Annotated in this window: 16 protein-coding genes and 1 rRNA gene; 13 read left to right on the top strand and 4 right to left on the bottom strand. The window is 73.6% G+C overall.

Translation table 11 applies throughout. From position 1 onward, the window contains the following. The first annotated feature begins 52 nt into the window (after positions 1-52). From rrf to ABII15_RS08745, 3 genes are all read left to right on the top strand, one after another. Positions 53-169, top strand: a 5S ribosomal RNA gene (gene rrf, locus ABII15_RS08755). A 237-nt stretch (positions 170-406) separates the two neighbouring features. Further along, the gene (locus ABII15_RS08750) at positions 407-1,444 is read left to right on the top strand and encodes a hypothetical protein (protein WP_353947329.1); all 1,038 of its coding nucleotides are present in this window, start codon (positions 407-409) and stop codon (positions 1,442-1,444) included. Beyond that, complete coding sequence (locus ABII15_RS08745) at positions 1,336-2,094, top strand: tetratricopeptide repeat protein (RefSeq protein ID WP_353946998.1); 759 nt, start codon at positions 1,336-1,338, stop codon at positions 2,092-2,094. The genes ABII15_RS08750 and ABII15_RS08745 overlap by 109 nt, the downstream gene beginning before the upstream one ends. 51 nt (positions 2,095-2,145) lie before the next feature. On the opposite strand, the gene ABII15_RS08740 is transcribed toward ABII15_RS08745, so the two are convergent. Next, positions 2,146-3,450 carry a DUF1015 domain-containing protein gene (locus ABII15_RS08740; RefSeq protein WP_353941707.1) on the bottom strand — a complete coding sequence of 435 codons (1,305 nt, stop codon included), beginning with the start codon at positions 3,448-3,450 and terminating at the stop codon, positions 2,146-2,148. Between the two features lie 71 nt (positions 3,451-3,521). Here ABII15_RS08740 and ABII15_RS08735 point away from each other — a divergent pair, with 71 nt between their 5' ends. The 4 genes from ABII15_RS08735 (at position 3,522) to ABII15_RS08720 (ending at position 7,629) form a co-directional block, all read left to right on the top strand. Beyond that, a complete protein-coding gene (locus ABII15_RS08735; RefSeq protein WP_353941706.1) occupies positions 3,522-4,586 on the top strand; it encodes an HAD hydrolase-like protein in 1,065 nt (354 codons plus the stop codon). Positions 4,587-4,682: 96 nt separating this feature from the next. Next, positions 4,683-5,729, top strand: coding sequence for an iron chelate uptake ABC transporter family permease subunit (locus ABII15_RS08730; protein ID WP_353941705.1), 1,047 nt, complete (start codon positions 4,683-4,685; stop codon positions 5,727-5,729). After that, positions 5,726-6,763: an iron chelate uptake ABC transporter family permease subunit gene (locus ABII15_RS08725; RefSeq protein ID WP_353941704.1), complete on the top strand. Its 1,038-nt coding sequence runs from the start codon at positions 5,726-5,728 to the stop codon at positions 6,761-6,763. The genes ABII15_RS08730 and ABII15_RS08725 overlap by 4 nt, the downstream gene beginning before the upstream one ends. Before the next feature lie 35 nt (positions 6,764-6,798). Continuing rightward, on the top strand, positions 6,799-7,629 hold the full coding sequence (locus tag ABII15_RS08720) for an ABC transporter ATP-binding protein (RefSeq protein ID WP_353941703.1): 831 nt from the start codon (positions 6,799-6,801) through the stop codon (positions 7,627-7,629). Here ABII15_RS08720 and ABII15_RS08715 read toward each other — a convergent pair. Further along, complete coding sequence (locus tag ABII15_RS08715) at positions 7,613-7,960, bottom strand: SCP2 sterol-binding domain-containing protein (RefSeq protein ID WP_353941702.1); 348 nt, start codon at positions 7,958-7,960, stop codon at positions 7,613-7,615. The genes ABII15_RS08720 and ABII15_RS08715 overlap by 17 nt on opposite strands. Positions 7,961-8,002: 42 nt before the next feature. On the opposite strand from ABII15_RS08715, the gene ABII15_RS08710 reads away from it, so the two are divergent. The 6 genes from ABII15_RS08710 to ABII15_RS08685 all read left to right on the top strand — a co-directional run bounded on the left by ABII15_RS08710 (position 8,003) and on the right by ABII15_RS08685 (position 16,835). Beyond that, the gene (locus ABII15_RS08710; RefSeq protein ID WP_353941701.1) at positions 8,003-8,266 is read left to right on the top strand and encodes a hypothetical protein; all 264 of its coding nucleotides are present in this window, start codon (positions 8,003-8,005) and stop codon (positions 8,264-8,266) included. Between the two features lie 7 nt (positions 8,267-8,273). Continuing rightward, positions 8,274-9,089: a TlyA family RNA methyltransferase gene (locus tag ABII15_RS08705; protein ID WP_353941700.1), complete on the top strand. Its 816-nt coding sequence runs from the start codon at positions 8,274-8,276 to the stop codon at positions 9,087-9,089. Continuing rightward, entirely contained in the window at positions 9,086-9,991 is a 906-nt protein-coding gene (locus tag ABII15_RS08700; protein WP_353941699.1) for an NAD kinase, read from the top strand. The genes ABII15_RS08705 and ABII15_RS08700 overlap by 4 nt, the downstream gene beginning before the upstream one ends. A 42-nt stretch (positions 9,992-10,033) precedes the next feature. After that, positions 10,034-13,483 (top strand): hypothetical protein, encoded by a 3,450-nt coding sequence (locus tag ABII15_RS08695; protein WP_353941698.1) that lies wholly within the window; start codon positions 10,034-10,036, stop codon positions 13,481-13,483. Positions 13,484-13,671: 188 nt separating this feature from the next. After that, positions 13,672-15,405: a DNA repair protein RecN gene (recN, locus tag ABII15_RS08690; protein WP_353946997.1), complete on the top strand. Its 1,734-nt coding sequence runs from the start codon at positions 13,672-13,674 to the stop codon at positions 15,403-15,405. Positions 15,406-15,701: 296 nt separating this feature from the next. Next, the gene (locus tag ABII15_RS08685; protein WP_353941697.1) at positions 15,702-16,835 is read left to right on the top strand and encodes a glycosyltransferase family 4 protein; all 1,134 of its coding nucleotides are present in this window, start codon (positions 15,702-15,704) and stop codon (positions 16,833-16,835) included. A gap of 11 nt (positions 16,836-16,846) precedes the next feature. Here the strand turns inward: ABII15_RS08685 and ABII15_RS08680 are convergent, their stop codons facing one another. Together ABII15_RS08680 and ABII15_RS08675 are read right to left on the bottom strand one after the other, a co-directional pair. Continuing rightward, positions 16,847-18,511 (bottom strand): PucR family transcriptional regulator, encoded by a 1,665-nt coding sequence (locus ABII15_RS08680; protein ID WP_353941696.1) that lies wholly within the window; start codon positions 18,509-18,511, stop codon positions 16,847-16,849. Positions 18,512-18,662: 151 nt separating this feature from the next. Continuing rightward, the gene (locus tag ABII15_RS08675; protein ID WP_353946996.1) at positions 18,663-20,465 is read right to left on the bottom strand and encodes a glycoside hydrolase family 15 protein; all 1,803 of its coding nucleotides are present in this window, start codon (positions 20,463-20,465) and stop codon (positions 18,663-18,665) included. Between the last annotated feature and the right edge of the window lie 294 nt (positions 20,466-20,759).

The raw sequence follows: 20,759 nt of genomic DNA, 5'->3' as shown, positions 1-20,759 counted from the left end.
GCTAGTTCGCCGCCCTGTTCTTACGTCCCTTTTGAGGGATGTCTGAAAGGGTTTCGGTGGTCATAGCGTGAGGGAAACGCCCGGTTACATTCCGAACCCGGAAGCTAAGCCTTACAGCGCCGATGGTACTGCAGGGGGGACCCTGTGGGAGAGTAGGACGCCGCCGAACTATTTTTGAGAGGACCCTTGGTCCCGGCACACATGCTGGGACCAAGGGTCCTTTTGTATTTCCAGAACTCTTCTCGGAGCGCGCCGGCACCCCGGCTGCGCGAGAATGACTGCGGTACCGAAGACAGGAGTCCATCGATGTCCACCAACTCTCCCGACGAGCGACCCGAGCGCGACCAGCGCCGCCGGGACAGTGGTGACCGGGGCGGGTACCGCGGAAACAGCGGTGGGCCGCGCCGTGACCGCCGCGATGACCGTCCCTCGTACGGTGACCGTGACCGGGATCGCGACCGTGGGCCCCGCCGTGACGGGGACCGTCCCCCCTTCCGTCGCGACGACCGGCGCGATGACCGGCGGGATGATCGCCGTGATGACCGTCCCTCGTACGGGGCTCGGCGTGACGACAACCGCGGTGGTGGCTTCCGCGACCGGCGTGATGACAACCGTGGCGGTGGCGGCGGTTACCGCGATCGCCGCGATGACCGTCCCTCGTACGGTGATCGCGACCGGGACCGTGACCGTGGGCCCCGCCGTGACGGCGACCGTCCCCCCTTCCGCCGTGATGACCGGCGCGACGACCGTCCGTCTTACGGCCGGCGTGATGACAACCGTGGTGGCGGTGGCTACCGCGACCGGCGTGATGACCGTCCCTCGTACGGTGACCGCGACCGGGACCGTGACCGTGGGCCCCGCCGTGACGGCGACCGTCCCCCCTTCCGGCGCGACGACCGCCGTGATGACCGCCGCGATGATCGCCGTGACGACCGTCCCTCGTACGGGGCTCGGCGTGACGACAACCGCGGTGGTGGCTTCCGCGACCGGCGTGATGACAACCGTGGCGGTGGCGGCGGTTACCGCGATCGCCGCGATGACCGTCCCTCGTACGGTGACCGCGACCGGGACCGGGACCGTGGGCCCCGCCGTGACGGCGACCGTCCCCCCTTCCGCCGTGATGACCGACGCGACGACCGTCGGGACGACCGACGTGGTGGTGGCTTCCGTGGGCGGGACGATGACCGTGGGGCGCGTGGGCCGCGGCGGGACGACCGTGGTGGGCGGCCCGGCGGGTTCCGTGGGCGTGACGACCGGCGCGATGACCGTCGGGACGACCGGCGTGGCGGTGGCTTCCGTGGGCGCGACGAGCGGGACCGTGAGCCGATCAAGCGGCTGCCGATTCCCGAGGACGTCTCCGGGTTCGAGCTCGACAAGGGCGTGCAGCAGGAGCTCCAGTCGCTGCCCAAGGGGCTTGCCGAGGACGTCGGCAAGAACCTGGTGATGGTGGCGCGGCTGATCGACGAGGACCCCGAGGGTGCCTACGGGTACTCGCGGGTCGCGCTGCGGCTCGCCTCGCGCGTCGCCGCCGTGCGCGAGGCCGCCGGTTTCGCCGCGTACGCCAACCAGAAGTACAGCGAGGCGCTCGCCGAGTTCCGGGCCGCGCGGCGGATGACCGGCAATGTCGAGCTGTGGCCCGTCATGGCCGACTGCGAGCGCGGGCTCGGGCGGCCGGAGAAGGCGCTCGACATGGCCGGGGCCCCCGAGGTGCAGAAGCTGGACAAGGCCGGGCAGGTCGAGATGCGGCTCGTCGCGGCCGGGGCACGGCGGGACATGGGGCAGCTCGACGCCGCCATCGTCACCCTGCAGAGCCCCGAGCTCGCCTCCAGCTCCGTACAGCCGTGGACCGCGCGACTGCGCTACGCGTACGCCGACGCGCTGCTGGCCGCCGGACGTGAGGACGAGGCGCGCGAGTGGTTCGCCAAGGCCGTCGAGTCCGACAAGGACGGCAGCACCGACGCGTCCGACCGGCTCGCCGAGCTGGACGGGGTCGAGTTCGTCGACGCCTTCGACGAGAGCGAGAGCGAGGGCGCCGAGGACGGTGCCGCGCCCGCGCAGGCCGATGACGAGCGGCGTGACGAGCAGGACCAGTAAGGACTGCTTCGTGCGGTGAGTGGCGGGCGGGTCCCTTCGGGGGCCCGCCCGTCAGTCGTCGGTGAGGGTGCGCAGGACCAGGCCCGTCGCCGGCTTCGGGCCGAACGACGTCGACTTCCGGGGCATCGTCACGCCCTGCTGCGCCAGCTCGCGGACGACGTCCTCGCGCACCGGGTGCATCAGCACCGCCGTACCGCCGTCCCGGCGCGCCTTCTCGACCGTGGCCTCCGTGTCGTGGATGTACGCGATGTCGGCCGGCGAGTCCTCCGGGATGCCCCAGACATGGCCGAGCAGCGTCGCGTGCAGCACCGTCGCGTCCAGCGTGCGCCAGGCCTCCGGACGGTCCGTGCGGATCGTACGGGCGAGAAGGGCCGGATCGGGGCGGTCCAGGAGGTGATAGGTGTCCGTGGTGCCGCCGGCGAGAAGGAAGGCGTTGCCGTCTTCCGACGCGTGCGCCAGGGACGCCAGGGCGTGCGGGAGGGGGCCCTCGACCTCTCGTACGCGGAACGAGCCGGCGACTGCGGCCAGGGCCTCGTCGAGCGGGAGCCGGTTGAGGAGGCGGTGGATGGCGCGGACCCGCAAGGGATAGCGGGCCGTGTCGACCAGGAGCACCAGACCGTAGTCCCAGGGAGAGGACGCGGCCGCCGGGTGTTCCGTGCGCAGCCTCAGATAGGTCGCCCAGCGGTGATGGCCGTCGGCGATCAGGGCCTGGTGGGAGGCCAGGTCGGCCTGGATGTGCCCGAGGTCCGCCGGGTCCGTGACGGCCCACAGGCGGTGGTCGTAACCGTCCTCCGTGGTCGTCGCGAGGAGCGGGGGCCGGCGCACGGTGCGCTCGATGACGGCCGAGGCACCGGTCGGGCCGCCGTTGCCGCGATAGGTGAGCAGGAGCGGTTCGAGGTTCGCCTCCGTGGCGCGCATGACGCCGGCGCGGTCCTCGACGACATGCGGCATGACACCCTCGTGGGGCAGGACGACCCCCTCCGCCGCCTCGGACAGATGGAGGGCGCCGATGACACCGCGCTGGAGCATGTCACCGCCCCGCTGCTCGTAGATGTACAGCGCGGGTTCCGGGTCGGGGGCGAGGACGCCCTCGGTCAGCCAGTGCCGGAGGGTCGCGGCCGCCTGGGCGTTGCGGGCGGCGGGATCCGTCGCCTGCGGCAGGATCAGCCGGACGATGTTGAACGGGTCCGCGCTCTCCAGATGCAGCAGGCCGTCGGGGCGTACGACGACGTCGTACGGGGGCGAGGTCACGGCGGCGAGACTGCCGACCCGCTCCGGGACGTACCGCACCCCCCTGAACGGCATCAGGTCCAGGCCGTGGTTTCCCGTCTGTGCCGTGCGACCTGCAGTGTTCATTCGTGCATCGTACGAGTGTCGGTGCCGTGAGGGATGATCGGGGAGTGGGATCGAACGAGGAGCGATACGTAATGAGCCAGAGTGAACGCGAGGAGGCCGGCAGCGGACCGCGCGTGCGGCCCGACGGCAGTGCGCGGGCGTTGAGCGAGGCCTATGACACCGCCCTGCTCGACCTGGACGGGGTCGTTTACGCGGGTGGGCACGCCATCGACCACGCCGTGGACGCGCTGGCCACCGCGCGGGACGGCGGGATGGCCCTCGCGTACGTCACGAACAACGCGCTGCGGACCCCCGACGCCGTCGCCGGGCACCTGACCGAGCTGGGGATCACCCCGACCGGGGCCGAGGACGTGATCACCTCCGCGCAGGCCGTCTCCCGGCTGATCAGCGAGCAGGTGCCCGAAGGGGCGCGGGTGCTCGTGATCGGCGGCGAGGGGCTGCGGGTCGCGCTGCGCGAGCGCGGGCTCGTGCCGGTCGAATCCGCTGATGACGACCCCGCCGCCGTCGCCCAGGGGTACGGCGGGCCCGACATGGCGTGGAGCCGGTTCGCCGAGGCCTGCTACGCGATCGCGCGGGGCGTGCCGTGGTTCGCGTCCAACACCGACCTGACGATCCCGAGCGGCCGCGGCATCGCGCCGGGGAACGGCGCGGCGGTCGAGGTCGTCCGGATCGCGACGGGTGCCGACCCGCAGGTCGCCGGCAAACCGCTGCCGCCGATGCACCGCGAGACCGTGCTGCGCACCGGGGCCAAGACACCGCTCGTCGTCGGCGACCGGCTGGACACGGACATCGAGGGGGCGTTCAACGGCGGAGTGGACTCGTTGCTCGTGCTCACCGGAGTGACCGACGGGGCGCAACTGCTTGCCGCGCCGCCGCAGCACCGTCCGACGTACGTGGACCGCGATCTGCGCGGGCTGCTGCGCGGGCAGCCGGACGTCGAGGACACCGGCGGCGAGGTGCGCTGCGGCGGGTGGACCGCCTCGGCCGGGGACGACGCGCTGGAACTGACCGGGGAGGGGGATCCGCTCGACGGGCTGCGGGCATTGTGCGGGGCCGCCTGGGCCGCCGGTGGAGACGGTGTGTGCGAGCTGGACTCTGTGAAGGTTCTGGAGCGATTGGCCGAGGCCGGGCTTTAACCGCCTGGTCCGGGGCGAGGCGCGGAGGTACGGGGGCGGGGCGCGAGTGCGGCCTCCCCCAGAGGGGCGAGCGGGAAGATAGGTTAGCCTAACCTCGTGTTGGTCGAGAGTCCCCCAGAAGCCGGCGCGGAGACCGCTCCCGCGCCCCCCGGCCGTCGTACGGCGATACGCGGCGCCCTGCTGCTCGCGTCGGTCCTCGTACTGCTGGCCGTCGTCGTGGCGAGCATCGCGGTGGGAGCCAAGTCGCTCACGCTCGACCAGGTCTGGCACGGGCTCTTCCACGACACCAACACCTACGCGGACGTGGTCGTCGGGGAGCGGGTCTCGCGCACCGTGCTCGGGCTGCTCGCCGGGCTCGCGCTCGGCCTCTCCGGCGCCGTGCTCCAGGCCCTCACCCGCAACCCGCTGGCCGACCCCGGCATCCTCGGCATCAACATGGGGGCGTCCGCCGCCGTCGTCACCGCCATCAGCTTCTTCGGCGTGACCTCGCTCAGCGGCTATGTGTGGTTCGCCTTCGCGGGCGCCGCGATCGTCGGCGTGCTCGTGTACATCCTCGGCGGGACCAGGAACGCGACGCCCGTACGCCTCGCGCTCGCCGGTACGGCCGTCGCCGCCGCGCTCTCCGGCTACCTCTACGCCGTGATGATCACCGACGACGTCGCGCTGAACCGGATGCGGTTCTGGCAGGTCGGCTCGCTGGCCTCCGCGAGCATGCACACGATCCAGCAGGTGTGGCCGTTCATCGCGGTCGGCTCGCTGCTCGCGCTCGGCCTGGCGCGGCCCCTGAACGCCATGGCCATGGGCGACGACACCGCACGGGCGCTCGGCGCCCACCTCGGGCGGACCCGCGCGCTCGGCATGCTCTCCGCCACCCTGCTGTGCGGCGCCGCGACCGCCGCCTGCGGGCCCATCGCCTTCGTCGGCCTGATGGTGCCGCACATGGTGCGCTCCTTCACCGGCCCCGACCAGCGCTGGCTGCTGCCGTACTCGGCGGTCCTGTCACCGGTGCTGCTGCTCGGCGCCGACGTGATCGGCCGGATCGTGGCCCGGCCCTCCGAACTCCAGGTCGGCATCGTCACCGCCGTCATCGGCGCACCCGTCTTCATCGTTCTCGTACGACGCCGGAGGATGGCCCAGCTGTGAAGACCACCAAGGCGGTCCGCACCCCGGGCGGACTCTCCGTACGGCTCGACCCGCGCACCGTCGTCGTCGTGGCCCTCCTCGTCGTCGCCGTGCTCGCCGCGAGCGTCGTGCTCATCGGCACCGGCGACTTCCCGATCCCCGCCATGGACGTGCTGCGCACCCTGGCGGGCCACGGCAACGCCGGGCAGGAGTTCATCATCAACGACCTGCGGCTGCCGCGGGTCCTCGTCGGACTCCTCGTGGGCGGCGCGCTCGGGCTCTCCGGCGCGCTGTTCCAGTCCATCTCCCGCAACCCGCTGGGCAGCCCGGACGTGCTCGGGCTCGGCCAGGGCGCCACCGCGGGTGCCCTCGTGATGATCGTGATCGTCGGCGGCAGCGCGGCCGAGGTCGCCCTCGGCGCGCTCGTCGGCGGGCTCGTCACCGGCGTCGCCATCTACCTGCTCGCCTGGAAGCGGGGCGTGCACGGCTACCGCCTGGTGCTCGTCGGCATCGGCGCCTCCGCCTTCGTGACCGCCGTCAACGGCTATCTGCTCACCAAGGCCGACTTCGTCGACGCCGCCCGCGCCACCGTCTGGATGACCGGCTCGCTCAACGGCCGCGACTGGACCCAGGTGTGGCCGCTGCTGATCATGTTCGTCGTCATCGCGCCCCTCGTCGCCTGGTACGGGCGGCCGCTGCGGATGCTGGAGATGGGCGACGACGCGGCCGGCGCGCTCGGCGTGCCCGTCGAGCGGACCCGGCTGCTGCTGCTCGCCGCCTCCGTCGTGCTGACCGCGGCCGCCACCGCCGCCGCGGGCCCCGTGACCTTCGTGGCGCTCACCGCCCCGCAGATCGCCCGCCGCCTGACCAGGTCGCCCGGGCCGAACCTGCTGGCCTCCACCGCCCTCGGCGCCACCCTGCTGATCGTCGCCGACCTGGCGTCGCAGCGGGCGTTCGGCGCCGACCAGCTGCCCGTGGGTGTCGTCACGGGAGTCGTCGGCGGCGTCTATCTGCTGTGGCTGCTCGTCACCGAGCGCAAGGCGGGGCGGATTTGAGCCCCGGTATTCGTACGAACCAAAGGAGCACCGCCGTGAACAGGCTGATAGCCGACGACGTGACCCTCGGATACGACCAGCGCGTCATCGCCGAGAAGCTGTCCGTCGAGATCCCCGACCAGTCCTTCACGGTGATCGTCGGCCCGAACGCCTGCGGCAAATCGACGCTCCTGCGCGCCCTGTCGCGCATGCTCAAGCCCAGCACCGGCCGGGTCCTGCTCGACGGCAGCGTCATCCAGTCGATGCCGGCGAAGAAGGTCGCCAAGACGCTCGGCCTGCTCCCGCAGTCCTCCGTCGCGCCCGACGGCATCACCGTCGCCGACCTCGTCGCCCGCGGCCGCTACCCGCACCAGGGCCTGTTGCGCCAGTGGTCGCCCGAGGACGAGAAGGTCGTCAACGAGTCGATGGCGTCCACCGGCGTCGCCGAACTCGCCGACCGGTACGTGGATGAGCTCTCCGGCGGCCAGCGCCAGCGCGTGTGGATCGCCATGGCACTCGCCCAGCAGACCCCGCTGCTGCTGCTCGACGAGCCGACCACCTACCTCGACATCCAGCACCAGATCGACGTCCTCGACCTCTGCGCCGACCTGCACGAGGAGCAGGGGCGCACGCTCGTCGCCGTGCTCCACGACCTCAACCACGCCGCCCGCTACGCGACGCACCTGATCGCGCTGCGCGACGGCGAGGTGATCGCCGAGGGCGCGCCCAAGGACATCGTCACCGCCGACCTCGTCGAGCGGCTCTTCGGGATGAAGTGCCAGGTCATCGACGACCCGGAGACCGGGACGCCGCTCGTCGTGCCCGCGGCGCGGCAGGCCCGCAGGCAGCAGGCCGCTCCTGCGGAGGTCGCTAAAGCAGCGTCCTGAGCCGCAGCAGGTCGCGGAAGGACGCCTCCAGCTTCACACGGCCGGCGGCCCACGCCTTCGCGAAGTTCAGCCGCCCGTCCACCATCGCCACGAGGTCGTCGCCCGTCATCGCCAGCCGGATCTGCGCCTTCTCGGCGGGCGGCCCCGGGCGGGTGTCGAGCACCTTGATCCGGCCGTCGTCGAGGCGGCCGGAGAACGTCGTGTCCAGATCTCTGATGTGGCAGCTCAGCGAACGGTCCAGGGCGACGGCGGCGCGTACGTCGCCGTCCGCGCCCGCCATGGAGTCCGCGAGCCTGCCGAGTGCCTCCCGGCACTCCTCAATCGTCGCCATCGTGATCGACGGTACACCGGCGCCACGAGGTAGCGTCGGGGCATGAGCGAGACACCCGCCGCCGAGGCCCCGGTTCCGGCGGAACCGTCGTACGACCCCGCAGCGCCCGCCCCCCTCGGCATCGAGCGCACCGCCACCGGCAACGCCGAGGTGGACGCGCAGCTGGAGCGGCTCGGCGATGTGGACCACCTCGCGGCAGACGGACACGTCGAGGTGTACGAGGATGTACACCAGGGGCTGCGCGGCGCGCTCACGGCGCTGGACGCGCGGCCCCAGCCGTCGTCCCCGTATGAGCACAGGAGCTGAACCGACCGTGGCAGGTGTGGCACGTCGCCGCCTCGACGCCGAACTCGTCCGCCGCAAACTGGCCCGCTCGCGCGAGCACGCCAGCCAGCTGATCGCCGCCGGGCGGGTCAGCGTCGGCAAGACCGTCGCGACCAAACCCGCGACCCAGGTGGAGACGGCCGCGGCCATCGTCGTGCAGCAGGACGACAGCGACCCCGAGTACGTCTCGCGCGGCGGGCACAAGCTGGCGGGCGCCCTGGCGGCGTTCCTGCCGCAGGGGCTTGTCGTGGAGGGCCGGCGGGCCCTGGACGCCGGGGCCTCCACCGGTGGCTTCACCGACGTGCTGCTGCGCTCCGGCGTCGCGCACGTCGTCGCCGTCGACGTCGGGTACGGGCAGCTGGCCTGGTCGCTCCAGAGCGATCAACGCGTCACCGTCAAGGACCGTACGAACGTACGCGAACTGACGCTGGAGGCGATCGACGAGGTGCCCGTGGACATCGTCGTCGGAGACCTGTCCTTCATCCCGCTCGGCCTGGTGCTGCCCGCCCTGGTGCGGTGCGCGGCGCCCGACGCCGACCTGGTGCTGATGGTGAAGCCGCAGTTCGAGGTGGGCAAGGAACGGCTGGGCAGCGGCGGTGTCGTGCGCAGCCCGGAGCTGCGGGCCGAGGCCGTGCGCGGGGTCGCCGCGCAGGCGTATCGGCTGGGCCTCGGCGTGCGGGGCGTCACCGCGAGCCCGCTGCCCGGCCCGTCCGGGAACGTCGAGTACTTTCTGTGGCTGCGTGCCGGTGCGCCCGAACTGGACCCGGCCGACGTCGACCGTGCAGTGGCGGAGGGGCCGCGTTGACCCAGACCCGAGCTCGTACTGTTTTCCTGCTCGCGCACACCGGACGGCCCGCGGCCGTCCGGAGCGCCGAACTCGTCGTCGAGGGCCTGCTGAGGAGCGGCCTCGGAGTGCGGGTCCTGGAGTCGGAGGCCTCCGATCTGCCGCTGCCGGACACCGTGGAGCTGGTGAAGGAGGCGACCCCGGCCTGCCTGGACGGGTGCGAACTGCTCATCGTGCTCGGCGGGGACGGGACGCTGCTGCGCGGCGCCGAGTTCGCCCGCGCCTCCGGAGTGCCGATGCTCGGGGTGAACCTGGGGCGCGTGGGCTTCCTGGCGGAGGCCGAGCGCGACGACCTGGACAAGGTCGTCGACCGCGTTGTCACCAAGGAGTACGAGGTCGAGGAGCGCATGACGATCGACGTCGTCGTGCACCGCAACGGCGATGTCGTGCACCGGGACTGGGCGCTCAACGAGGCGGCCGTGCAGAAGACCGAGCCCGAGCGGATGCTGGAGGTCGTCCTGGAGATCGACGGCCGGCCGGTCACCGGGTTCGGCTGCGACGGGATCGTGTGCGCGACCCCGACCGGGTCGACGGCGTACGCGTTCTCGGCGGGCGGGCCCGTGGTGTGGCCCGAGGTCGAGGCGCTGCTGATGGTGCCGATCAGCGCGCACGCGCTGTTCGCCAAGCCGCTGGTCACCTCGCCCGACTCGGTCCTGGCCGTCGAGGTGCAGCCGCACACCCCGCACGGGGTGCTGTGGTGCGACGGACGGCGCACCGTCGAACTGCCCGCGGGCGCGCGGGTGGAGGTGCGGCGCGGGGCCGTGCCGGTGCGGCTCGCCCGGCTCCACCACGCCGTCTTCACGGACCGGCTCGTCGCCAAGTTCGCACTGCCGGTGGCGGGTTGGCGCGGGGCGCCGCACTAGCACCACCTTCTGTTGTCAGTGGGCGGATCTAGCATGGCCGCCATGGCAGATGTGCAGGTGGGGGCGGCCGGGCGGGCGCTGCTCGGGATACTGGAATCCGGCGCGGAGCCGGCCGGTGCGGGCGGCACCGCCCTCGACGCGGTGCGGCGGACGCGGCCGGCGCGGTCGGTGGCGGCGAGGGTGGCCGCCGCCGGGGGAGCGGACGCGGAAGCCGCCGGTTTCCTACGGGAGTTGACCGCGCGTCACCTCGGCGGTGGCCTGGACCGCTGGCGGGCGCTGTACGACGCGCTCGCCGCTCACCGGGGCACACTGCCCGAGCTGCTCGCCGAGGAGCTTCCCGGCGTCGCGCAGGACGGCCCGCTGCGGCCTCCCGTGCCCCGGTCCGCGCACGCCACGCTCGGGCTGCTTCTCGAACACGCCGCGCCGCGGGACGCCGCCGCCGTGCTGGCCGCCCTGCCCGAGCGGGCCACGGCCGAACTGCTCTCCGGTGGCGCGCCGCCCGCGCCCGCGCTCGTCACCGCCGTCGTCGACCACGGCGACAGCCGCTGCCGCACGGCCCTCGCCCGTCACGCCCGCCTCGACTCACGGGTGCTGGCCCGCCTCCTTGAGACCGGGGACGCCCAGGTCTGCGCCGCCGTCTACCGCTCGCCGCGCGCCACCGCGTCCCTGCGCCGCACGATCGCGCACCGCCTCGACACCGTCCCGCTCGACGCCGCGCTCCGCGCCGAGCTGACGCCGGAGCGCGGTGAGGCCACGCGCGCCTGGCTCGCGCCGCTGCTCGGCTCCGGGGATCCACAGCTCGTCGCCGCCGCGCTGCGCCGGGGCGCCCGCCGGGCCGCCCAGCAGTACGCCCTGGTGCGGGTCTGGGAGCGCAGCGGACCGGACGCCGTGCGCGCGCTGCTCGACGATCCCGGGGTGGCCGGGGCGCTGAACGGGCCCGTGGTCCAGGCGGTCACCGAGGCGCTGGCGGACGCGGGCGACGGCGTCCACGACGGTGCGCGTGCCCTGCGCGCACAGGGCGAGCCCTACGAGGACCCGGCGCGGCTGCCCGCGCTCCTCGCCACCACCCGCGGCACCAGCACCCTGCGCGACCTGCTGAACGAGCCGTACGTCCATGACATCGACGCCCTGGCCCGGGCCCACGCCGAGCACCCGTTCATGCCCACGGCCTGCGAGGAGCTGGCCCGGCACGAGGCGGCGAGCGACGCACAGCGCGCGGCCTTCCGCCTGAGCGTGCTCAACGAACCCTGGCGGGCCGGCGGCCGGCGTGCCGGGAACACCACGCCGCCCGCGCGCCGCCTCGCCGAGGAGGACCTCGACGACCAAGCCGTCCGCTGGGCCGAGGGCATGGCAGGTGCCGGACTGCTCGACCCGGCTGACCTGCTCCGCACCGCGCGCCCCGCCGCGCACGCCCTGGCCGCGCTCGCCCGTCTCGCCGAGCGGCGGCTGCTCGACCCGGCGACGATCGCCGAACTGCGCGCCCTGACCGAGGCCCACCTCGGGGAGCGGCCGGAGAGCTGGGCCGCGTTCGACTCGCTGCTGGCCGGACACCGGGGAGATCTCGCCGAGTTGATCGTCCGGGCGGGCAAGGCGGACGCGGGCCCGCCTCAGGAGCGGCAGCTGCCGCCCGTGGTCCCGGCGCCGCGCGCTCCGCTGAACCGGCGCGACCGGTCCGTCGCCCTGGCCGCACTCGACCTGCTGTACTCCGTCGCCCCCGACGGCGCGCCTTATCCCGATGACCCCGATGTCCTGAGCGCGTTGGCCGCGTACGACTGGGGTGACGCGCCCGGTCTCGCCACTCCGCGCTGGTTCGCCGAGGCGTGCGCGCCGCACGGGATCGCCGTGTCCGAGGACGGGATCGCGTATCGCACGCCCGGCCTCGCGGAGGTGAGCGCGGAGCTGCCGCAGACCTACGGATCCGGGGCGCAGGTCTTCGAACACGCCTATGCGCAGGGCGTGCTGAGCGCCGACGCGCTGCTCGCCCTGCTGCCCGCGCACCGGCTGCTGCTGTTGCCCCACGACTGGCGGCGGCTCGCGTTCGCCCATGCCTGGCGGGCCGCGCTCGCCCGGCGGCTGCGGGCCGAGTTGGGGACGGACCCCGACGCGTGGCTCGGCCTGGCCGCGCTCGCCTCGGGCGCCGAGCCGGACGGGCCGACCTGGGAGGAGCTGCTCGGCCGTGTCCGGGGCGCCGCGCCCGCGCCCGTGGAGCGGGACGGGCCGCGCACGCCCGACGAGGCGATCAGGCTCCTCGAGCGGGGGAACCACCTGTGGGCCTGGCCCGTCGGCACCCTGCTGAGTGTGGCGGACGCCGAGGTCGTCGACGCCGTGCTGCCCCGGCTCGGCCCCGACGGGGCCTGGCTCCTCGCCGCCCATCTCCTGCGCCACGACCACACGCCCCGCCCGCTCCTCGACCGGCTGCTCGCGGCCCGCGACCCGGACGCGCTGCGGGTCCTCGCCGCGCAGTCCCGCTGGCTCGACGGCGCCTCGCTGGAGCGACTTGTCGACCTCGACGACCCCGATGTCGATCTCGCGCTGCTGCGGCACTGGAATCCCCGGCCCACCGTGCTGCGGATCGTGCACCGGTGCCGTCCGCCGCTGAGGGACCGGGTGCTCGCCGCGTGGCACGCCGACGGCGGTGACCTGCCGGGCGGAGGCCTGGCGTGGCTGGACTCGGCCGAGCCCGACCTCGTCGAGGTGATCCTCGTCAGGGACGGGGCGCGGCTCGGACTCGGGCCGCAACTTCTCGGCTGTCTGCGGCTGCTGGAGCACGGCGGCGCGGACCGGCTCGCCCGGCTCGCGGGCCGGGACCTGCTGGGCCGCACCGCCACCACCGTCTGCGCCAAGGCCCTCGCGTCCGGTGACCCGGCCGGGGTGATCCGGGCCCGCCTCGACCGCGAGCGGGCGCCGGAGAAGCTGATCGGGAAGCTGCGCCGGGCCCGGCACGCCGCGCAGGCACGCGATCTCGTCGCGACTCCGCCGGTGGGGCAGAGCGTCGACTGGGCGGTCCTCGAAGCCGCCCACGCCGAGGACCCGATCCCGTACTGGGCCGATCTGGTCCCACTCCCCGGAGTCCCCGAGGACGTACAGCTGCGGCACGCGGCGCTGCTCCCGGAGCCCGGACCGCACGGCCTGCCCACGGGAGCGCGGCTCACCCGGGAGCGGGCCCGGCACGGACTGTGCGGCCTGTTCACGGCGCCGCCCGCCACCCAGGTGGACGGTCTGCTCGACGCGGGTCTGCTGACCGGGGCCGACCTCCTGCATCTGGCCGCACCGGCCGGACGCGTCCTCGCGTACCTGAGCGGCACCGTACGCCGCACGGACGCACCGCCTGAGGCCGCCGCCGCCCGCGCCGGACTCGCCGCGCTGGCGCGCGACCGGCTCGGTACGGACCCGGCGGCGTGGCAGCGCGTCGCCGAGCGGCTGACCGGGCGCGATCCAGGGGCGGGGGCGCTGATCACGGTGGCCGCGCTGCTGGACGGGAGGGACACGTGAGGGACAGGTGAGGGAACGCGGGGGACACCCCACCGGCAGACCCACCGGCCGGTCCGGTGACAGCCCCACCCCGGGGCACACGCACGGGTGACAGGGGCCTCGCACCACCTGCTGGTTCGGTGCCGGAGGCCGGGGCCCGTCGCACAGACGGCCCCCGACCTCGTAAGGTCGTGTCCGTGTTGGAGGAGATGCGGATACGGTCGCTCGGAGTCATCGACGACGCGGTGGTCGAGCTGTCACCCGGTTTCACGGCGGTGACCGGTGAGACCGGCGCGGGCAAGACCATGGTCGTCACGAGCCTCGGGCTGTTGCTGGGCGGGCGCGCCGACCCCGCGCTCGTACGGATCGGCGCGAAGCACGCGGTGGTCGAGGGGAGCGTCACGGTGCCCGCCGGCTCCGGCGCGGCCGCACGGGCCGAGGAGGCCGGGGCCGAGCTGGAGGACGGTGTGCTGCTCGTCAGCCGTACCGTTTCCGCCGAGGGGCGCTCGCGGGCCCACCTGGGCGGCCGCTCGGTGCCCGTCGGCGTGCTCGCCGAACTCGCCGACGAACTCGTCGCGGTGCACGGCCAGACCGACCAGCAGGGACTGCTCAAGCAGGGGCGGCAGCGGCAGGCGCTCGACCGGTACGCCGGGGACGCCGTCGCGAAGCCGCTCGCCAAGTACGCGGGCGGGTACAAGCGGCTGAAGGCCGTCGGCGCCGAGCTGGAGGAGATCACCACGCGCGCCCGGGAGCGGGCGCAGGAAGCCGATCTGCTGCGCTTCGGGCTCGACGAGATCGCCGCCGTGGAGCCCCGCGCCGGGGAGGACGTCGAGCTGGCCGAGGAGGCGTCGCGGCTCGGCCACGCCGAAGCGCTGGCCTCCGCCGCCGCGGCCGCGCACGGCGCGCTCGCCGGGAACCCCGAGGACCCCGAGGGCGTGGACGCCCAGACGCTGGTCGGCGCCGCCCACCGGGCACTGGAAGCGGTGCGCGCGCACGACTCAGCCCTCGGTACGCTCGCCGAGCGGATCGGCGAGGTGCAGATCCTGCTCACCGACGTCGCCGCCGAACTCGCCGGATACGCGGACGACTTGGACGCCGACCCGCTCCGGCTCGCCGCCGTCGAGGAGCGCCGTGCCGCGCTGACCGCGCTCACGCGCAAGTACGGCGAGGACGGTGGCGGCACGGAGGCCGTACTGACCTGGGCCGAGCGGAGCGCCGCGCGCCTGCTCGAACTCGACGGCGACGACGAACGGATCGGCGAGCTGACGGCCGAGCGCGACGCGCTGCGCGGCGAACTCGGACTGCTCGCCCAGGAATTGACGCACGCCCGGGTGGAGGCGGCCGCGCGGTTCGCCGCAGCCGTCACCGAGGAGCTGGCCTCGCTCGCCATGCCGCACGCCCGGATCTCCTTCGACATCCGGCAGACCGAGACCGACGCCGCCGACGGCGTGGAGGTCGACGGACGGACCGTGACGTGCGGGCCGAGCGGCGCCGACGAGGTGGAGCTGCTGCTCGCCCCGCATCCCGGGGCCCCGCCGCGCCCGATCGCCAAGGGCGCCTCCGGCGGTGAGCTCTCCCGCGTGATGCTCGCGGTCGAGGTCGTCTTCGCCGGCACCGATCCGGTGCCCACCTACCTCTTCGACGAGGTCGACGCCGGTGTCGGCGGCAAGGCCGCCGTCGAGATCGGCCGGCGCCTTGCCAAGCTGGCCAAGTCGGCGCAGGTCGTGGTCGTCACGCACCTGCCGCAGGTCGCCGCGTTCGCCGACCGACAGCTGCTCGTCGAAAAGACGAACGACGGATCGGTCACCCGTTCCGGCGTCACCGTGCTCGAAGGGGAGGACCGCGTACGGGAGTTGTCGCGGATGCTCGCCGGCCAGGAGGACTCCGAGACGGCACGGGCGCACGCGGAGGAGCTGCTGGCGGCCGCCAGGGCCGACGCGTGAGCGCTCCGCTCGGGTCCGGGTAGGGGCCTGTGGGCCGTGGGCGCGTCCGGTCGCGTCGTGGCTGGGCGGGCAGTTCCCCGCGCCCCTGAGGGGGCCGGGGAAAAGGGCAACATGGAGGGTGTCAAGTCACCCATGTGAGTGGTCCAGTGTGCCGTGTTGCCCGGACTCGTGCGGTGCGAGACCGTGAGCGGTGCCGGAACGCCCGTACGGGCTGGCATCCTTGGCACCGCAGGAGCAAGCTTCCCGGACCTGCACCGACCGCACCCACCGCACCTATCGACCAGGAGCCCGGTCACGTGAGCCACGTGAGCAGCCACGCAGCGCACGGACAGACGCCGCTGCGCACCGTGCAAGTGCTGGGCGGCGGCAGCGCGGGCAGCAGCGCCCATGTCCGTTCCCTGACGGCCGGGTTGGTCGCCCGCGGGGTGCGGGTCACGGTCTGCGCGCCGTCCGAGGCCGAGCGCGCGTACGGGTTCGGCGACGTCGGCGCCCACCACCTGCCGGTGCCGCGCAGCAGCGACCCGGCGTCCGTCGCCGCGCTCCGCGTGGCCTGCGCCGACGCCGACCTGGTGCACGCCCACGGACTGCACGCCGCGCTGCGCGCCTCCCTCGCGCTCAGCGGCCGCCGGATCCCGCTCGTCGTCACCTGGCACACCCGGTCCTACGCGGAAGGGGCCCGGGCCCATCTTCTGCGGATGCTGGAGCGGCGCGTGGCCAGGGCCGCGTCCGTCGTGCTCGGCACCTCGTCCGACCTGGTCGACCGGGCCCGCGCCCGCGGCGCCCGCGACGCCCGGCTCGCCGCCGTCTCCTTCCCGCCGCCGCACCGCCCCGAGCCGTCCCAGGAGGACGACGCCGAGCGCGCCCGCCACAAGACACGGGCCGAACTGGGCGCCGTGGGACGCCCGTTGCTGATGTCGGTCGGCACCCTGGAGCAGCACCGTGGCTACGAGGTCCTGCTCGACGCCGCGCACGCCTGGCTCGGCCTCGACCCGGCGCCGCTCCTCGTCATCGCCGGGGAGGGGCCGCAGCGGGCCACCCTCCAGCGCCGGATCGAGGGCGAGGGCCTGCCGGTGCGCCTCGTCGGCCGCCGGGACGACGTCGCCGACCTGCTGCACGCCGCCGACATCGCCGTCCTGCCCAGCAGCTGGGAATCGCGCTCACTGCTCGCCCAGGAGGCCCTGCACGCCCGCGTACCGCTCGTCGCCACCGACGTCGGCGGCATCCCCGAACTCGTCGGCGACGCCGCCGAACTGGTGCCGTACGGAGACGCGCCCGCCCTGGCCCGCGCCATCGAACGCCTCCTCACGGACCCCGAGCGCTGCGCCGCGCTGCGCGACGCCGGCACCGCCCAGGCCGCCTCCTGGCCGAGCGAGGACGCGACGGTCGCTCAAGTCCTCAGCGTGTACGACGAGTTGACCGGAACCTTCTGACAGGGCGTCGGCTATCCCACGTGCCGGCGAGCCCGCAACGCCAGGCTGAGGGCCAGTACCGTCTGCGGGTCGTCCAGGTCCGTTCCCAGCAACTCGCCTATCCGGGCGAGGCGGTTGTACAGCGTCTGGCGGTTCAGGTGCAGTTCGCGGGCCGTCTCCGCCTTGCGGCCCGCGTGGGCCAGGTAGGTCTGGAGCGTGGGCAGCAGGGGAGGCTTCGAGCGCTTGTCGTGCTCCTGGAGCGGGCCGATCGCCCGTTCCACGAACGCCGCCAGGTCCGGATGCTCCCGCAGCCGCCACAGCAGCAGGTCGATGTCCAGGCGCCGCGCGTCGAACCACGGGCGGTCGGTGAGGCCCTGCGCGGCCGTCGCCGTCTCCGCCGCGTGCCGCAGACCCGCGGCGGCCGCCGTCCAGCCGCCCGCCCCGCCGACCACGACCACCGGCGCCTTGCCGCCCGCCCGCTGCATCCCGGCCCGCTCCACGCCCGCCCGCAGCGCCGCCGCCACCCGGTCGGCGACCGCCGTGCGCTCCGACTCCGAACGCAGCCCGAGCAGCAGCGGCACCCGCCCCTCCACGGGCCGTACGCCGAGCAGCACGGGCACGCCGACCGACGCCAGCTCCTCCGACACGGCCCGCGCGAGCACCGCCCAGCCGCCGCCCGGCGCCACGCTCATGGACGTCTCCGGCAGTCGCATCACCACCGGCAGCAGGGGCCCCTGCCCGGTCGGCCGGAAGCCCAGGACGCGGGCCTGCGCCGGGGCGTCCTCCGGCGTGATCCGGCCCTCCGCGAGATCGGTGAGGAAGTCGCCGCGCCCGCGCGCCGCCAGCTCCTCCTCCTGCCGCGCCTGCATCAGCACGACGGCCAGCGACCCGGCGGCCCGCTCCGCCGCGATCCGGTGCACCGGCGCCGGGGCCGACGACACCGGCAGCACGACGAGCCGCGCCCGCACCGAACCCGTACCCGGGCCACCGCCCGGCACGTCGACGAGCAGCGCCCCGCTGGGCGGCTCGTCCTGGTGCGTGCCGCGCATGCCCTCCCACACCTGGAGCGGATCGGTGATGTCGCCGTCGGCACCGGCCGCGTACAGCAGCTGTCCGTCGGCGGTCTCCAGGAACACCGGGTTCCCGCTGAACTCGGCCAGGATCCGCAGGACCTGCGGCACCCCGCCCCCGCCGAGCAGCGCGTTCGTGCAGCGCCGGTGGACCTCCTCCGCGCGCTGGAGCAGCGCGTAATGGCCGTTGACGATCTCGGTGTGGATCTCCTCCGTGACGGTCACGAAGGGGACCTCGCGGTGCAGCTGCACCAGCGGGAGGCCCGCCGCCCGCGCCGTCTCCACCAGCGCCGCGGGCAGCCGCGCGAACCGCTGCCCCAGCTCGATCACCAGCGCGGCGATGCCCCGCTCGGCCAGCTTGCGTACGAAGGCCCGCTGCTCGGCCGGGCGCGTGCCGAGCCCGAACCCGGTGGTCAGCAGCAGTTCGCCGCCCTTGAGCAGTGACGCGATGTTCGGCACCTCACCCGCGTGCACCCAGCGCACCGTCCGCAGCAGCCGGTCCCCGCCCGCCACCACCTCGGGCAGCCCACTGCGCAGCCCGGGCAGCTCCAGGGCCCGCTGCACGGTGATCCCGGCGGGGGAGGAGGGAGGGGAGTACGGCGGGTACTCGGGGGAGGTGCTGTCCATGATGCGGACGGTACCGGCGCGGACGATCCCGGAACATAGCCGCCCGGCCACGGAGACGATCATCGGCCCCGATATCACGACAACTCGTGGCATCGAGGCCGATATTGCCGGGCGGGGCGGTCCGTGTGGCGTACATCACGGACCGCTCCGGTCAGCCCCCGTACGCCCCCGAAGCGGTCAGCCGCAGGGCCGTGTCGATCAGGGGGACGTGGCTGAAGGCCTGCGGGAAGTTGCCGACCTGGCGTTGCAGCCGGGGGTCCCACTCCTCGGCCAGCAGGCCCAGGTCGTTGCGGAGGGCCAGCAGCTTCTCGAAGAGGCGGCGGGCCTCGTCGACCCGGCCGATCATCGCGAGGTCGTCCGCCATCCAGAACGAGCAGGCGAGGAAGGCGCCCTCGTCGCCGGGGAGGCCGTCGACACCCGCGTTGTCGCCGTCGGTGGGGTACCTGAGGATGAACCCGTCCGTCGTCGACAGCTCCCGCTGGATCGCCTCGATGGTGCCGATGACGCGCTTGTCGTCGGGCGGCAGGAAGCCCATCTGCGGAATCAGCAGCAGCGAGGCGTCCAGCTCCTTGCTGCCGTACGACTGCGTGAAGGTGTTCCGCTCCTTGTCGTACCCCTTCTCGCACACGTCCCGGTGGATGTCGTCGCGCAGCTCGCGCCACTTCTCCAGCGGTCCGTCGGCGTCACCGGACTCGATCAGCTTGATGGTGCGGTCGACCGCCACCCACGCCATGACCTTCGAGTGCACGAAGTGCCGGCGCGGACCGCGCACCTCCCAGATGCCCTCGTCCGGCTCGTCCCAGTGGTTCTCCAGGTACTGGATGAGCTTGAGCTGGAGCAGCGACGCGTAGTCGTTGCGGGCCAGGCCCGTCATGTGCGCGAGGTGCAGGGCCTCCGTCACCTCGCCGTACACGTCGAGCTGGAGCTGGTGCGCCGCCCCGTTCCCGACCCGGACCGGCGCCGAGTTCTCGTAGCCGGGCAGCCAGTCCAGCTCCGCCTCGCCGAGCTCCCGCTCGCCCGCGATGCCGTACATGATCTGCAGGTTCTCCGGGTCGCCGGCCACGGCCCGCAGCAGCCACTCGCGCCACGCCCGTGCCTCCTCCCGGTACCCGGTGCGCAGCAGCGACGACAGGGTGATGGCCGCGTCCCGCAGCCAGGTGTACCGGTAGTCCCAGTTCCGTACGCCGCCGATCTCCTCCGGCAGCGAGGTCGTGGGCGCGGCGACGATGCCGCCGGTCGGCGCGTACGTGAGCGCCTTCAGCGTGATGAGGGAGCGGACCACGGCCTCCCGGTAGGGCCCGTGGTACGTACAGTGCTCCACCCATTCCCGCCAGAACTGCTCCGTCGCCACCAGCGATCCCTCGGGATCCGGCAGCGGCGGCTGTTCCCGGTGCGAGGGCTGCCACTGGATGGTGAAGGCGATCCGGTCCCCTGGGGCCACGGTGAAGTCCGCGTACGTCGTCAGGTCCTTGCCGTACGTCTCGGCGTCGGAATCCAGCCACACGGAGTCGGGCCCGGCCACGGCGACCGTACGGCCGTCCACCTTGTGCACCCAGGGCGTGATCCGGCCGTAGGAGAACCGCATGCGCAGGGTCGAACGCATCGGCACCCGGCCGCTGACGCCCTCCACGATCCGGGTCAGCTGCGGCGCGCCGTCGCGCGGCGGCATGAAGTCGGTGACGCGGACCGTGCCGCGCGGTGTCTCCCACTCCGACTCGAGGATCAGCGAGTCGCCCCGGTACGTGCGCCGGGTCGCCCTCGGCGGTTCGGCGTCGGCCGCGTGGGCCGGGCCGAGCCGCCAGAAACCATGATCCTCGGTGCCGAGCAGCCCGGCGAAAATGGCATGCGAGTCGAAGCGGGGCAGGCACAGCCAGTCCACTGTGCCGTCCCGGCAGACCAGCGCTGCGGTCTGCATGTCCCCGATGAGTGCGTAATCCTCGATGCGCCCGGCCACGTGCATCTCCAGTCGAACGGCCACGTACACCCCTGCGAGGCGAAAGTGCTGCGAGGGGCATGCGCTCTGCGGTCTTCACGGTCAACTAACGATCGTCAACTACGTCAAACAAACGGTCAACGAATCGTCTTGATACGTCGTCCTGATACGTCGTTGTCAAACGAACTGACGAGCCGGTTGTTCCGGTGGAGGCACCGGCGATCGGATGCGATCGGGACTTCGTGTTCCGGTGAACGGGCGGGAACGGGCGGGGGTGTTGCCGTTGTGGTGCCGTTTTCCTGATGTGACTCGCCA

The sequence above is a fragment of the Streptomyces sp. HUAS MG91 genome, from assembly GCF_040529335.1.
In the GTDB taxonomy this organism is placed as follows: domain Bacteria; phylum Actinomycetota; class Actinomycetes; order Streptomycetales; family Streptomycetaceae; genus Streptomyces; species Streptomyces tabacisoli.
The sequence above is the reverse complement of the archived record's forward strand: the minus strand, read 5'-3'. Positions and strand labels throughout refer to the sequence as shown.

What these genes read in the sequence shown, in the direction of transcription:
- ABII15_RS08740 (WP_353941707.1), bottom strand. Translation starts at nt 3,450, where the DNA reads ATGAACACTGCAGGTCGCACGGCACAGACGGGAAACCACGGCCTGGAC.
- ABII15_RS08735 (WP_353941706.1), top strand. Translation starts at nt 3,522, where the DNA reads ATGAGCCAGAGTGAACGCGAGGAGGCCGGCAGCGGACCGCGCGTGCGG.
- ABII15_RS08715 (WP_353941702.1), bottom strand. Translation starts at nt 7,960, where the DNA reads ATGGCGACGATTGAGGAGTGCCGGGAGGCACTCGGCAGGCTCGCGGAC.
- ABII15_RS08710 (WP_353941701.1), top strand. Translation starts at nt 8,003, where the DNA reads ATGAGCGAGACACCCGCCGCCGAGGCCCCGGTTCCGGCGGAACCGTCG.
- ABII15_RS08695 (WP_353941698.1), top strand. Translation starts at nt 10,034, where the DNA reads ATGGCAGATGTGCAGGTGGGGGCGGCCGGGCGGGCGCTGCTCGGGATA.
- recN (WP_353946997.1), top strand. Translation starts at nt 13,672, where the DNA reads ATGCGGATACGGTCGCTCGGAGTCATCGACGACGCGGTGGTCGAGCTG.
- ABII15_RS08680 (WP_353941696.1), bottom strand. Translation starts at nt 18,511, where the DNA reads ATGGACAGCACCTCCCCCGAGTACCCGCCGTACTCCCCTCCCTCCTCC.